Source organism: Marinobacter sp. CHS3-4, from assembly GCF_030053415.1.
Taxonomy (GTDB): Bacteria; Pseudomonadota; Gammaproteobacteria; order Pseudomonadales; family Oleiphilaceae; genus Marinobacter.
The window spans coordinates 258742-271925 of the sequence record NZ_JASGBJ010000003.1; the positions used below are offsets into that span (position 1 = coordinate 258742).

General features: G+C 57.4%; 14 protein-coding genes. 3 read left to right on the top strand and 11 right to left on the bottom strand.

The features are described 5' to 3' along the window. The first annotated feature begins 169 nt into the window (after positions 1-169). On the top strand, positions 170-424 hold the full coding sequence (locus QLQ17_RS14885) for an accessory factor UbiK family protein (protein ID WP_283210397.1): 255 nt from the start codon (positions 170-172) through the stop codon (positions 422-424). Between the two features lie 6 nt (positions 425-430). Here the strand turns inward: QLQ17_RS14885 and QLQ17_RS14890 are convergent, their stop codons facing one another. Then, positions 431-1693 carry a glycerophosphodiester phosphodiesterase family protein gene (locus tag QLQ17_RS14890; protein WP_283210398.1) on the bottom strand — a complete coding sequence of 421 codons (1263 nt, stop codon included), beginning with the start codon at positions 1691-1693 and terminating at the stop codon, positions 431-433. 28 nt (positions 1694-1721) lie between these two features. On the opposite strand from QLQ17_RS14890, the gene QLQ17_RS14895 reads away from it, so the two are divergent. Continuing rightward, complete coding sequence (locus QLQ17_RS14895) at positions 1722-3245, top strand: YifB family Mg chelatase-like AAA ATPase (RefSeq protein WP_283210399.1); 1524 nt, start codon at positions 1722-1724, stop codon at positions 3243-3245. Between the two features lie 63 nt (positions 3246-3308). Continuing rightward, positions 3309-4025: a tRNA (guanosine(46)-N7)-methyltransferase TrmB gene (trmB, locus tag QLQ17_RS14900; RefSeq protein ID WP_283210400.1), complete on the top strand. Its 717-nt coding sequence runs from the start codon at positions 3309-3311 to the stop codon at positions 4023-4025. A gap of 16 nt (positions 4026-4041) precedes the next feature. Here trmB and QLQ17_RS14905 read toward each other — a convergent pair whose 3' ends face one another. The 10 genes from QLQ17_RS14905 to QLQ17_RS14950 form a co-directional block, all read right to left on the bottom strand. Beyond that, complete coding sequence (locus QLQ17_RS14905; RefSeq protein WP_283210401.1) at positions 4042-4578, bottom strand: hypothetical protein; 537 nt, start codon at positions 4576-4578, stop codon at positions 4042-4044. Then, entirely contained in the window at positions 4578-5705 is a 1128-nt protein-coding gene (gene hemW / locus QLQ17_RS14910) for a radical SAM family heme chaperone HemW (protein ID WP_283210402.1), read from the bottom strand. Before hemW ends, QLQ17_RS14905 begins: the two co-directional genes overlap by 1 nt. Further along, positions 5702-6304 (bottom strand): RdgB/HAM1 family non-canonical purine NTP pyrophosphatase, encoded by a 603-nt coding sequence (gene rdgB, locus QLQ17_RS14915; RefSeq protein ID WP_283210403.1) that lies wholly within the window; start codon positions 6302-6304, stop codon positions 5702-5704. Before rdgB ends, hemW begins: the two co-directional genes overlap by 4 nt. 22 nt (positions 6305-6326) lie before the next feature. Then, on the bottom strand, positions 6327-6773 hold the full coding sequence (locus QLQ17_RS14920; protein ID WP_283210404.1) for a DUF4426 domain-containing protein: 447 nt from the start codon (positions 6771-6773) through the stop codon (positions 6327-6329). A gap of 29 nt (positions 6774-6802) precedes the next feature. Continuing rightward, positions 6803-7405: a methionine biosynthesis protein MetW gene (metW, locus tag QLQ17_RS14925; protein WP_283210405.1), complete on the bottom strand. Its 603-nt coding sequence runs from the start codon at positions 7403-7405 to the stop codon at positions 6803-6805. Then, entirely contained in the window at positions 7402-8550 is a 1149-nt protein-coding gene (metX, locus tag QLQ17_RS14930; protein ID WP_283210406.1) for a homoserine O-succinyltransferase MetX, read from the bottom strand. Before metX ends, metW begins: the two co-directional genes overlap by 4 nt. An 85-nt stretch (positions 8551-8635) precedes the next feature. Beyond that, complete coding sequence (locus tag QLQ17_RS14935) at positions 8636-10600, bottom strand: dynamin family protein (RefSeq protein WP_283210407.1); 1965 nt, start codon at positions 10598-10600, stop codon at positions 8636-8638. Between the two features lie 253 nt (positions 10601-10853). Continuing rightward, positions 10854-11435 carry a YggT family protein gene (locus QLQ17_RS14940; protein WP_283210408.1) on the bottom strand — a complete coding sequence of 194 codons (582 nt, stop codon included), beginning with the start codon at positions 11433-11435 and terminating at the stop codon, positions 10854-10856. 24 nt (positions 11436-11459) lie between these two features. Further along, the gene (gene proC, locus QLQ17_RS14945) at positions 11460-12293 is read right to left on the bottom strand and encodes a pyrroline-5-carboxylate reductase (protein ID WP_283210409.1); all 834 of its coding nucleotides are present in this window, start codon (positions 12291-12293) and stop codon (positions 11460-11462) included. Between the two features lie 90 nt (positions 12294-12383). Next, positions 12384-13079, bottom strand: a complete 696-nt coding sequence (locus QLQ17_RS14950) for a YggS family pyridoxal phosphate-dependent enzyme (RefSeq protein WP_283210410.1) — start codon at positions 13077-13079, stop codon at positions 12384-12386. Between the last annotated feature and the right edge of the window lie 105 nt (positions 13080-13184).

Here is a 13184-nt window from a genome sequence, read left to right on the forward strand (position 1 = left end):
CATGCTCTGGCAATTGAACCAAAATAATGCACTGTGCCAGTGCGGGATTCAGAGCCGGGGCAAACTCCATTATAGGAGGATCGCGCCACAGTATGGCAGGGCTGCGGCTGTGATACACTTCCGCCCAATGCTCCGGGCATGGGTCCGGCAAGATTTGGAGAGGTTTTCTATGAAAGGTCCGCAGGATTTCTTTAGCCAATTGCAAGGTCAGTTTGGCCAGTTTGTGCCAGACATGGCGCGCGCCGCCCGGGAAGATTTTGAGGCCCAGGCGAGGGCGACGGTGATGTCGGTGCTGTCACGTCTGGAGCTGGTGAGTCGGGAAGAGTTTGATGCTCAACAGGCAGTGTTGATGAAAACCCGTGAAAAAGTGGAGGCGCTGGAGAAGCGCGTTGAAGCGCTGGAAAGCCGCCTGTCAGACGCCTGAACCGGCCTAGTCAGGGTCTGCCAGTCCCATGCAGTTGGCATAAAACGTGGTGGTCGCCGGCCAGTCCGAAAAGACGCCAACCACCCCCACGTCCTGAGCCAGCACGTCGATGACCGTCAGCACATCGCCGTCGTTGTTGATGGCCTCGGTTACGCTGGAATAGTACCAGCCTCCGCCATTGTCCAGCGAACCGCTTCGTTCGACGGTCCAGGCGATGAGATTCAGGCCCGCTGTGCGAGCATTTTTAGCATAGGCAGACGGCACGATGTGGCCCTTCTCATCGGTACTCAGCAGCTTCCAGAGTGGGGGTGCAAGAAAGTGAACCCCTTGGGCCTTCAGGCGTTTGAGGAACTCCACTGATGTGTTGGATTGTGTCGTCGCATCCGAGTCCAGCAGCACGGCCTGACGCCCAAATTCGGGCATCTCTTCAATCCAGAACAGCACGTCTTCCAGATTGAACGACTGGGGCCAGACATGGGCCGGGTGAATGCCCGCGTCGATGTAATCCTGAATCATCTGGCGTGCATAGGCCTTTTGGCTGTATTCGCCCTCGAACGGCATGTCCACCACCGGCGATTTGAGCTCTGGCGTAAACTTCACCCCCAGTGCCTGGAACAGCTCAATGCTCTCTCTATGGGTCATCACCGTGCCACGACGGTCCCGCGTCATCTGCTGGTCACCGTTGGCGTTCTGGATGTAGGCCTCGGGGGACGTTGCCATAGGATTGGATCCCGTCATTTTGCCTTGCAGCTGCCTGAATTCCGCCAGAGTGAGGTCGCTGGTCCGACATTCGGCCCGGGCCGGCGTTCCGGTTGAAGGATCCGCCGGCACAAAGGGCTGGGTGCACTTGGCGTTCAGTTTGGGGATGGTCACGATATTGGTGGTGGTATGAAGGTCATCCTGGGCATGACGGCACACCAGTTCCCGATCTTTGGTAAAGGCCACATCGCATTCCACAATACCGGCACCCATTTGTGCGGCTGCAATATAAGATTCCCGGGTGTGTTCCGGATAGTTCAACGGCGCGCCACGATGGCCGATTGAAAACTCCGAGGCTTTGAATTGCTCGATATCGCAAGACAGCAACCGCTCTTTCAAAGGGCTTTCGTCCATATCTCTCACCAATGCCATGGGGCGTGAGCCAATCTGAACATCACCGGTCTGCACCGACTCTATGCTTTTGGCGATTGCCAGGCTGGCAGCCAGCACCAGAAACAGACCTGCACAGCTTGCACATTGCGTCATCCGCGACATAATGATCAGCCTCATTTACTGACAGATACCATGGAAGGTTGTCATGTTAGCCATCGTTCACACCCGCGCCTGTGTTGGCGTGTCGGCGCCGTCAGTGACGGTAGAAGTCCATCTTTCCGGTGGTTTGCCGGCGCTGTCAATTGTGGGCTTGCCGGAAACCGGTGTTCGGGAAAGCCGTGAGCGGGTGCGCAGCGCTCTGCTCAACTCCGGTTTCGAATTTCCTGCTCGCCGCATCACGATCAATCTTGCTCCGGCGGATTTGCCCAAAGAAGGCGGTCGCTTTGACCTTCCCATCGCTCTGGGCATTCTGGCGGCCTCTGGGCAGATCCCCGCAGAAAGCCTGGAAGCGGTTGAATGCGTGGGTGAGTTGTCTCTGGACGGCGCATTACGACCGCTCAAAGGTGTATTGCCCGCCGTACTGGCGGCACGTTCTGAACAGCGACAGTTACTGATTCCGCTTGCCAATGCGGATGAAGCCGCGCTGGCCAGTGAGCAGGATGTGTTTGCCGCTAATCACCTGCTGGCCGTGTGTGAACACCTGTCTGGTCGCGCGAGGTTGTCGCCTGTAGCTCCGTTGGACATTGACCGTGCGCCGGCCGACGCTCCGGACCTGGAGGATGTCCGGGGCCAGAAGGTACCCCGTCGTGCTCTGGAGGTGGCCGCCGCTGGCGGACACAATCTGTTGATGTTTGGCCCGCCCGGTACCGGTAAAAGCATGTTGGCCAGTCGACTGCCGGGCATTCTTCCGCCGCTGACCAACGACGCCATGCTCGACGTGGCCAGCATTTATTCCGTGGCTGGCCTGACCTTGCCGGATAGCAACTGGCACTGCCCGCCATATCGGGCGCCCCATCACACGGCTTCCTCGGTGGCGATGGTTGGGGGTGGGGGCAGTCCACGTCCGGGTGAAATCTCGCTCGCGCATCGTGGTGTGTTGTTTCTGGATGAGCTTCCCGAGTTCGGCCGTCGAGTGCTGGAAGTACTTCGCGAGCCAATGGAAAGCGGGGAAATTGCCATCAGTCGTGCGGCCCGCCAGGTTACCTATCCGGCACAGTTTCAAGTGGTTGCTGCCATGAATCCCTGCCCGTGTGGGTACCAGGGCCATCCGACCATCGAGTGCCACTGTTCGCCCAACCAGGTGTTGCGCTACCGTTCCAAAGTGTCGGGTCCGCTGCTGGACCGGTTCGACTTGCATGTGGAAGTGCCGGTACAGAGCGCCAAACTGTTGCTGGCCGATGTTGGAGAAAGTGAATGCAGCGCAACCGTTCGTGAACGGGTGAATCATGCCAGGGCTCGGCAGAACTCACGTGGCACAATCAATGCGCAGCTTGGCGGGCGTGAGCTGGATCGCTATTGTCGTCTGGATGCCAAAGGCGAAACACTGGTCACTGGTGCTATGGAGCGCCTGGGGCTATCGGCCCGGGCACTGCACCGGATTTTGAGGGTCGCGCGCACGCTGGCGGACCTGGAAGGTGCGGATGAGGTTTCTCAACCTCATCTTGTGGAAGCGCTGGGTTATCGAAAACTGGATCGGCAGCAGTCTCGTAATGCTCAGGTGTCGGTTTGAATCTGATAAACTTGGGCAAAGTTTTCACGGGCTTGAGCCCATCGGGGCGATTGAGGACAGTCAATGAGTGAACAAAACAACGAGTCTGGCGAATCACCGGTTACGACCCGTCGGGGTATCCGCAGCTTCGTACTGCGTCAGGGCCGCATGACTGAAGGCCAGAAGAAAGCCTATGAGCGAAACTGGCCCAAATACGGTCTGACCCGCGAGCACGGCATGATCGATCCCCGTGAGGTGTTTGGCCGGGACAACGTGCTGAATCTGGAAATCGGGTTTGGCATGGGGCAGTCACTGGCTGATATGGCCGAAGCTGCTCCCGAGCAGGACTTTATCGGCGTTGAGGTGCACCTGCCGGGCGTAGGCGCATTGCTCAAAGAAGTGGAGGATCGAGGGCTGGAGAATGTCCGGATCTATGCCATCGATGCTAACGACGTGGTCGACCTTTGCCTTCCGGATGCGGCCCTGGATCGGGTCATGGTGTTTTTCCCGGACCCATGGCCGAAGAAGAAGCACCACAAACGTCGTCTGATTCAGCATGACTTTGTTCAGCGTCTTCGCCATAAATTACGGGTTGGCGGTGTACTTCATCTGGCCACTGACTGGGAGAACTACGCGGAACACATGATGGAAGTCATGGGGGAGTCCGAGGGGTTCGAGAACGCTGTCGAAGCGGGCGCGTATTCGCCACGTCCGGATGACCGTCCCATGACCAAGTTCGAGAAGCGTGGCGAGAACCTCGGCCATGGTGTTTGGGACTTGCTGTTCTACCGTACCAACTGATGGACAACCAGCAAGATTAGCCCCGGGACAGCGGATGTCGCCGGGCTGCTCGCAGGATAACCAGGCCTGCCAACCCCAGAATCAGACCGGTGAACTTGGCCAATGCGAACAGCGTCGCCGCCAGGTTCAGGCTCTCGCTTGGTGACTCAAGGCTGTTCAGCAAGAGAATGTTCTCCGCCACATCGCACGTGCCTGCACCGATAAACATGCCTCTTACCCAGCGGGTCACGGTGCGCTCCCTAACGCCTGGCCGGTCTCTGGATAAGTGTCTGGTTAACAGCAGTAGAGTTAAGACGTAGGCGGGTGCGAAGGCAAAATCCAGCCACAGGGACGCTCTTGCCCAGGCCATGCCTTCTCCATTCCAGCTTGCCAGGATTTCCCTGACGTGATCCAGCGAGCCAGCCATTTGCAAGCTGATGATGCCTTTGGGGGCAGGACTTGTTTGCAGCGGTTGGTTCACCAAAACAAGTACCACGAACAGCATCACAGTGACCAGCAGGCTGACACTCAGGGCCCTGGGCAAGTGAGGTCTGGGTAATGCGTTGAGTACCATTACAAAAATCGCTCCAGCAGGGTGTTCAGGTAACGCTGGCCCAGTTCCGTGGTCTTCAGGCCGTGCCGTTCCAGCAATTGTTCCTGTCGTAACGATTCAAGTTTTACCGCAACTGTGTCCAGGGGTAAACCTGTACGCTCCGTGAACAGGCCTTCCGGAACACCTTCGGTCAGTCGCAAGGCATTCATCATGAACTCGAGCGGCAGCTCATCCTCTTCGATAACCTGTGAGCCTGCGGTGCGGCTGGCAATTCGGTTCAGATAAGCGTCAGGCTGGCGGGTTTTCCAGAATCGTCGGATTTCGCCGCTTGCCAGGGTCACTTTGCCGTGCGCGCCGGCCCCCAGGGCCAGGTAGTCGCCAAAGGTCCAGTAATTCAGGTTGTGGCGCGAAGCTTTGCCCGGTCGGCTCCAGGCCGATACCTCGTAGTCGCCGAACCCGTGTTTGCGAAGCGTATCGGCACCCTGACAGTAAATGTCCCAGAGGCGATCGTCGTCCGGCAGATTCGGGGGTCGGCTGTAAAACTCGGTGTTCGGTTCGAGAGTGAGCTGATACCAGGATATGTGCGGCGGATTCCAGGCAATGGCGGCTTCCAGATCTGCCACCGCGTCCGCCGGTGTTTGATCGGGCAACCCGTGCATCAGGTCCAGATTGAAGTTGTCAAAGCCCGCGTTCCTGGCCGCTTCAATGGCTCGATGGGCGGCTTTGTCGTCATGAATGCGGCCGAGCGCTGACAACTGCGAGGGCTGAAAACTCTGGATGCCGAGTGAGAGTCGATTGATGCCTGCCTGTCGAAAGCCGGTAAAGCGGGACTGTTCCACGGTACCTGGGTTCGCCTCCAGCGTGATTTCAGCGTCATCGGCCAGGGTCAGATAGGCGCGCAGGCTGTCGAACAGCTGGTGGTAGAACTCGGGTGACATGAGCGAGGGAGTGCCACCACCGATGAATACGGTCTGAATCGGTCGCCCCTCTGCCAGGGAAAGGTCGTGTTTCAGGTCTTCCACAATGGCATTCAGGTAAGACTGTTCGGGAATGTCTCCGTTCAGGGCATGAGAATTAAAGTCACAATAGGGACATTTTTTCACACACCAGGGCATGTGCAGGTAAAGGCTGAGCGGAGGCAGATTCAACGTGCCTCCAGCTGGTCCACAAGGATGGCCAGGGCGCGACCCCGGTGACTGATCTTGGCTTTTTCGGTCCGGCTCAATTCTGCGGCGCTGGTGTCGGTTTCTGGCGCAAGAAACACCGGGTCATACCCGAAGCCACCATCGCCCCTGGGCTGTTCCAGAATCTGCCCGGGCCAACGACCATGGCAGATGATGGGAGTAGGGTCGTTGGCGTGGCGTAGATAGACCAGCACGCAGTGGAACTGGGCGCCCCTCTTTTCCATCGGAAGGCCTTTCAATGCGGCCAACAGTGCGTCGATATTGTCCTGGTCGCTGGCATTGTCGCCGGCAAACCGGGCTGAACGCACACCTGGTTTGCCGCCAAGGGCGTCCACGGCCAACCCGGAATCGTCCGCAAGCGCTGGTAAACCCGTTTCTCTGGCTGCGTGGCGAGCTTTCAGGATGGCGTTCTCAACGAAAGTGACAGCCGGTTCGTCCGCTTCGCCCACCCCCAGCTCACCCTGCGCCACCGGCGCCAGATTGAGTGGGGCCAGTAGTGCTTCTAGTTCGGCAATTTTGCCACGGTTGTTGCTGGCGATAACCAGCTTGTTCACGTCCGTCATTTGACCCTCAATGCTTGTGCGTTCAATCGTTAAACAGTGTGTGGGCAAAGCGGATCGGCAGGTCTCGGGACGCGCCCTGAGGTCTTGCCGTGATCTGAAACGTCATCAGCTCGGCATTGCTGTACTGGTATTGGGCAATGAAATACACCGCGTCACCTTCCTGGATACGGCGAAACGCGAGGAATTTTGCCTGCTGAATATCGTTCAAAGCCTTTCCTTCCACCTGGCCAGGTACGGTGTCCAGACCTCCGTCTTCGCCCTTGGTCATGATGGCGATGTTGACGATCCCGATGCCACGGCTTCGGTTCAGATCGTTCTCGCTGGCAATCTCCGGTGTCAGGAAGGTGCTGGGAAACACACTCCATTGAACGACATACTCGCCAAAGTCCTTCGAGCCAGCGTGGCTGGCGCTGATGAAAAACAATAGAAAAAAGGTCGCTAGCAGTGGGATAAAACGGCGCGGTTTCATAGCTGCACTCCTTCGGCTTATCCGGCTACTTACCCGGTTTTTCGGGCAATCCGGTAAATGGCGATTTGCCCCAGCATATTCGGCCAGAGACGGCTCAACCAGCGATCCTGATGTTCGCCGTCCACCACTGTGCGGTTGAGGATCTGGAAGTCTTTGCGGTAGCAGAGCGCTTCAAAATCCTTAAAGGTGCACAGATGAATATTGGGGGTGTTATACCACTTATACGGTAGTGTTTCCGATTCGGGCATACGACCTTTGCGCATCAGATACCATCGCAATCTCCAGTATGCAAAGTTGGGAAAGGTCACGATGCCTTCCCGGCCAACCCGCATCATTTCATCCAGCACCATATCCGGCCGACGCACAGCCTGCAGCGCCTGGGTCATCAGCACCGTATCGAAGGTATGGTCTTCAAAATTGCCCAGCCCCTGGGTGTCCAGGTTCTGCTCGATAACGGATACGCCGCGGCCAAGACAGGTAGTGATGTGGTCGTGGTTGATTTCCAGGCCGAAGCCGGTGGCCTGTTTTTCTCTCTGAAGGTAGTCCAGCAGGGTGCCATCACCGCAACCGAGGTCCAGGACGTGGCTACCTGAATCGATCCATGGTTCGATGATCTTCAGGTCAGTTCTCATGCGCCTACCTCCCGGGCCACTCGATCCATATACGCGCTGAAGATGGCCGTGTACCGAGGGGTGGGGATCAAAAAGGCATCGTGCCCCCAAGGCGCGTCAATCTCTGCATAACTGACTTTACAGCGCGCTGAGATCATCGCGTTGACCAGTTCTTCGGACCTTGCCGGTGTAAACCGCCAATCGGTGCTGAACGAGAGCACCAGGAATTCGGATTTCGCCCGACTCAGTGCTTTGGCGAGGTCGTTATCAAATTCATACGCCGGGTCAAAATAGTCCAGCGCTTTGGTCATCAGCAGGTAGGTGTTGGCGTCAAAGCTTTCAGAAAATCGTTCACCCTGGTACCGCAGGTAACTCTCCACCTGAAACTCGGCGTCATATCCGAATTTGTAGGCCTGGTCCCGCAGCTCCCGCCCAAACTTCTCACCCATGGAGGCATCTGAAAGATAGGTGATGTGGCCGACCATGCGGGCAAGCATCAACCCGCGACGGGGCAGAGTGTTGTGCTCGTAATAGTGGCCGTCATAGAACTCGGTGTCAGAAGTGATGGCCTGGCGGGCGACTTCGTTGAACGCAATATTCTGAGCGCTCAGGCGGGGAGTCGACGCAATAATCACCGAATGCCGGATCCGATCCGGATAGTCCAGGCTCCACTGCAGCGCCTGCATACCGCCCAGGGATCCGCCGACCACCGCCGCCCAGCAACCAATGCCAAGCCGATCGGCCAGCAACGCCTGGGATTGGACCCAGTCGCGTACCGTAATGACCGGAAAATCCGGGCCGTAGGGCTTGCCAGTGTTTGGGTTGGTGCTGCAGGGGCCGGTACTGCCGTGGCAACCGCCCAGATTATTGACGCTGACAACAAAGAATCGGTTGGTGTCGATGGGCTTGCCCGGCCCGATGCAGCTGTCCCACCAGCCAGGTTTGCGGTCATCCGCGCTGTGGAAACCAGCGGCGTGGTGATGGCCGCTCAGAGCATGGCAGATCAGCACGGCATTGCTGGCGTTATCGTTCAGAGTGCCGTAAGTCTCATACACCAGGTCATACTGATCCAGCGTTCGATTGCACGCCAGGGTGATGGGCGTGTCGAAATGCAAAGTCTGTGGGGTGACGATCCCGACAGAGTCCGTTGGCAGGGTATCGGGCATTGGCGCGACGGTTCCTGGTTCAGTCAATCAGCCAGCGAGTTTAAAGCCCGCCACCCAAGGCTGCAACCGCCGCCTGTCCGGTGAATCAGAGTGCCCCGGACAGGTTGACGACCTTTTGCTGAATCATGGTGGGCGCCGGCTTGCGGATCTGCTTGTGCATGGCGTCCGCCAGCTCCAGTTGCCGTTTGAGATCGGTGACGGCCTTTTCCAGGCGTTCGCGCTCGGCCCGGCCATCGCGATCGTTGCGCACCATGTCGCGAAGGCGACGAATCTGATGTTCGAGCAGCTGCTTTTGCTCCATCGAGTATTGCATGATGGGCAGCATCGCTTCCGCAGGCCAGCGTTCGACATCCTTGCGAACCCGCTGGTGCAGCGTGCGGGCTTCGCTGACGATCACATTGAAAAACCGTCGTACCAGAACGGACTGTTCGGTCAGAAGATTGGTGGGGCTGATCTTGAAGCGCTTTGCTTTTTTGCGCAGCTCGCGCACGGCGATGACATGGCGACCGGCGCGAAGCGGGATCGGCTCCAGATGCTTCGCCCGGGTGTCTTCGTTGTATCGGCGATAGATAGCACCGACCATTTTTTCTGCCAGCCGACCCTCACTCATCAAGTTATTCAGATCCGCTTCCAGAAGTTCGAAGAAATACTCCATGCTGCGATTCATGCCAGCCGTGGTCCAGCTGTTAGACATCTGCTCGCGAACGGTTTGGGCGTGGTTTTCAAAGCGGTCTTCGCTGACGAATTCCTTGAGGGTTTCGCCTTGCGAATCCATCAACCGTCGGCTGGAGCGAAGGGTAATCAGCTTTTTGTAGTAAAAGTCGTAATCCTGTTGGGCCCGGTCAGCCAGGTGCCGCAGAGCCTTCTTGTCCACGGTAACACCGGTGCAGGCCTGCTTTTCTTCCTGCAGCGCTTCCAGACGGTTCTGCATGGCGGCCTGGCTGTTTTGCAGCATGCCCAACAGATCGTTGATCAGGCTCTGGGTGATTAACTGTTCCTTGTGCATCAGAATGCGCTGGATGATCAGCTGTTCAAGCTGCGCCAGATTAGAGCGTTCGAACAGTGCTTCATCGTTCTTCACTCTGGCTGTCAGGCCTTGTTTTGCTGACAGTGGAATCACATCCTTTTCGCGCATGCCAAGGTGATCGGCGGTATAGCCACGCATCCGGTGGATGGCATCGTTGGTGTGCTTCTCACCCTGAAGGTCATCCCAGAGCACGTCGATTTTGTTCAGTACCGCAAATCGTCCGGCGCGATGGTCGGCATGCTCAGTGTCAATGTGGTCTTTCCAGATGGCCATGTCGCTGGCGGTGACGCCGGTGTCAGCACTCAGGAGGAACACCACGGCATGGGCGCGAGGGAGCATGCTGATGGTCAGTTCCGGCTCGGAACCAAGCGCATTCAGGCCCGGTGTGTCGAGGATTCGCAGGCCGCGTTCAAACATCGGATGGCGAATACTGATCTGGGCGTTGCGCCAGGCAGGCACCAGCACGTTGCCGGGCTGGGTGCGGTCGTTTTCAAGCATGTCTTCATCAAAGCCGAGCTCCCGGGCTTCACCGGGGCTCACGCTCTTGACTCTGGCCACTTCGGCCAGGACTTCGCGCATGACATCGGGATCACGCTCGTCTAACTCGTGCTTCACCCAACGCTCGGGTTGCTTCCGCAGTTGCTGCAGCGACAGTTCACCGGTTCGGGTTTCAATAGGCAGCAATAGCAGGTAATTGCTGTTGGTGTTGCGATCGAAAAAAAGCTCGGTGGGGCACATAGTGGTGCGCCCAGCCTGAGAGGGCAGCATGCGCTGACCAAATTCCGAGAAGAACAGCGCATTGATCAGCTCTGTCTTGCCGCGAGAATACTCGCCCACAAAGGCAATGGTCAGTTCGTCCTCAACCAGCAGTTCAAGCCCGTGGCGGATGCGTTTGCTGACGTCGTCTGAAAACAGGTCGTTGTCCTGTAACCAAAGCCGGTAGCGACCGATCTGACGGATCAGCTCTTTCTTCCAGCTGTGATAGGCCTCGACCTGTTGCGACAGGGTGCCATTGTTGTTCATTGAAGAATCCTTCTGCGCGACTTGCGGGCGACGGCAACGATTCGTAAAACGTGCGATTCGTCAAAAGTTTCAAGAATATAGTGCAGGTTACGACTTCTTCATAAAAAGTCTTTAGTCGTTCTGTAAGCGCGATCGTAGACGATAACCCGTCGTACACAGAAAAAGATCAGCCGATTCAATGACATGAATCGGCTGGCGTGGGGGCTTTCGTGTTTTTGCGGCTCTGTAACAAAGTGTGATTTTGCGCGCTAATCTACATTCCGGCCAGGGCGCCCATGCCGGCGCTGCGCTGAAGATTATCAATCACGACGCGTATCACGTTCAGGATAAGGAACACGATGATCGGGGACAGATCCAGTCCGCCCATGGAAGGCATCAGGTTGCGAACCGGGCGCATGACCGGCTCGGTGATCTGGGCGACAAGCTGAATGGCCGGATGATTACTGCCCGGAGCTATCCAGCTGATGACCACCACGGCAATCACTGACCAGAAGTAGATAGTCACAATCAGATCCAGGACGTTCAGCACCGACCAGGTCAGCAGCGTGAGAGGATTCATGCTGGGCACGCCGCCACTCATGGCTACAACAATCAGAAAAAACGTGATGGCCTGAACGATGATTGCCAGCACCAGAGAGGCGCCATCAAGACCACCCCAGCCAGGAATGACTTTTCTGAGAGGCCGAAGCAGCGGATTGGTCGCTTTCACGACAAACTGGGAAATCGGGTTGTAAAAGTCTGCACGGGCAAGCTGCAGCAGAAACCTGAGCAGCACAATGGTCAGGTAGAAGCTGGAGGCAATTAGCAGAATCGTGATGACAATGTCGGCCAGCATGGCACTGTGTCTCCCGTTTGGCGGTTACTGTTTGGCTGCAAGTTCTTTCGACATTTCGCCGGAGCGATTGTAGGCAGCGGAATAGGCCTTTTTGACCAGTTCTCTCAGGCCGCCCTCTTCAAAGGTGTGAATGGCCTGTTCGGTTGTGCCACCAGGCGACATCACGTTTCGCTTGAGCTGGCCGGGGTCGTGTTCGCTGCGTCCTGCCATCTCGGCGGCGCCGGCCATCGTCTGAATAGCCAGTTCGCGAGCGGTTTTGCCGGGGATGCCAGCCTCGGTAGCCGCTTCTTCCAACGCTTCCAGCATCAGGAAAAAGTACGCAGGGCCGCTGCCTGACAACGCCGTGACGGCATGCAGAAGCGACTCGTCTTCTACCCACAGGGCAGACCCAATGCTCGAAAATACCGACTCGACCATGGCTTTCTGTTTGTCTTTGACCTGATCGTTTGCGTACAGGCCTGCGGCACCTTTGCCCACCAGCGACGGGGTATTCGGCATCACCCGAACCATGGGCATGCCGCCGCCCAGCCATTCGTCCAGCGTGGTGGCTTCAAGGCCAGCGGCAATGGATACCATCAATGGCCGCGTATTCTGCACCACGGGTGCAATGTCTATGCACACGTCTTTCATGACCTGTGGTTTCACTGCCAGTATCACCATGTCGGCCTGTTGGGCGCAGTGGCGGTTGTCGGTCGTGATGCTGACGCCAAACTCTTTGCGAACTGACTGAAGATGCCCGTCATCCGGGGCGCTGACCCAGATATTGGCTGCGTTGTAACCGCTTTCCAGCATGCCACCGATGATGGCGCTGGCCATGTTGCCGGCACCGATAAACGAAATGGTTGGTGATGTGCTCAAGGTTTACTCCCGCTCGTGGTCAGAGGCGGCGTGCAGCCGCATTGCAATGGATGATAACAGGAACCGCGCCCGCCAGCTTGTCTGCTCCGCCTAATGGCGCATACCGAAAATTGCGGTGCCAATACGCACCCAGGTGGCACCGGCTGCAACGGCAACTTCAAGGTCCGCCGACATGCCCATCGACAGCGTGTCGAGCCCCCTGTAATCAGGGTGGCTCTGCCGAAGGTCTTCCAGCGCCGCTGCCAGTCTTTCAAAACTTGCCTTCAGCTCGGGCGCCGGCTGATCCGGATCCGGAATTGCCATCAGGCCTCGAAGACAGACGTTTGGCAGGCCCAGAACGTCCTCTGCCAGCCCTGGCAGTTCGGAAATCAGGCAGCCCGCTTTACTGTCTTCTTCATTGATATTGACTTGCAAGCAGATATTCAATGGCTCGGCGGTGTTTTCCCGTTGCTCGCTAAGCCTTCGTGCAATTTTCAGTCTGTCGACACTGTGCACCCACTTAAAGGCGTTGGCGATCTGACGGGTTTTGTTGGACTGAATGGGTCCAATAAAGTGCCATTCCAGGCCGGGCAGGTCGCCGAGCGTATCGATCTTCTCCAGGGCTTCCTGAAGGTAGTTTTCGCCAAACGCGGTCTGGCCCGCCGCGTAAGCGGTGCGGACGTCCTCGGCAGGTCGTGTCTTGCTGACCGCCAGAAGCCGGACGGAGCCGGGCGCACGACCGGCATCCAATGTTGCTTTTTGTATGCGTCGGGTTACGGTCCCCACGTTGTCTGCTATGCTGCTCATAGTGCAATTTCGCCGATGCCGGTCTACCTCATTTACGGTGACACGTTAACCGCAGGTCACTGAAATGCCAAGTGAACACGGGCTTTAACCTGCGCCGGCACGAGC

What these genes read in the sequence shown, in the direction of transcription:
- QLQ17_RS14885 (WP_283210397.1), top strand. Translation starts at nt 170, where the DNA reads ATGAAAGGTCCGCAGGATTTCTTTAGCCAATTGCAAGGTCAGTTTGGC.
- QLQ17_RS14890 (WP_283210398.1), bottom strand. Translation starts at nt 1,693, where the DNA reads ATGAGGCTGATCATTATGTCGCGGATGACGCAATGTGCAAGCTGTGCA.
- QLQ17_RS14895 (WP_283210399.1), top strand. Translation starts at nt 1,722, where the DNA reads ATGTTAGCCATCGTTCACACCCGCGCCTGTGTTGGCGTGTCGGCGCCG.
- trmB (WP_283210400.1), top strand. Translation starts at nt 3,309, where the DNA reads ATGAGTGAACAAAACAACGAGTCTGGCGAATCACCGGTTACGACCCGT.
- QLQ17_RS14905 (WP_283210401.1), bottom strand. Translation starts at nt 4,578, where the DNA reads ATGGTACTCAACGCATTACCCAGACCTCACTTGCCCAGGGCCCTGAGT.
- rdgB (WP_283210403.1), bottom strand. Translation starts at nt 6,304, where the DNA reads ATGACGGACGTGAACAAGCTGGTTATCGCCAGCAACAACCGTGGCAAA.
- QLQ17_RS14920 (WP_283210404.1), bottom strand. Translation starts at nt 6,773, where the DNA reads ATGAAACCGCGCCGTTTTATCCCACTGCTAGCGACCTTTTTTCTATTG.
- metW (WP_283210405.1), bottom strand. Translation starts at nt 7,405, where the DNA reads ATGAGAACTGACCTGAAGATCATCGAACCATGGATCGATTCAGGTAGC.
- metX (WP_283210406.1), bottom strand. Translation starts at nt 8,550, where the DNA reads ATGCCCGATACCCTGCCAACGGACTCTGTCGGGATCGTCACCCCACAG.
- QLQ17_RS14935 (WP_283210407.1), bottom strand. Translation starts at nt 10,600, where the DNA reads ATGAACAACAATGGCACCCTGTCGCAACAGGTCGAGGCCTATCACAGC.
- QLQ17_RS14940 (WP_283210408.1), bottom strand. Translation starts at nt 11,435, where the DNA reads ATGCTGGCCGACATTGTCATCACGATTCTGCTAATTGCCTCCAGCTTC.
- QLQ17_RS14950 (WP_283210410.1), bottom strand. Translation starts at nt 13,079, where the DNA reads ATGAGCAGCATAGCAGACAACGTGGGGACCGTAACCCGACGCATACAA.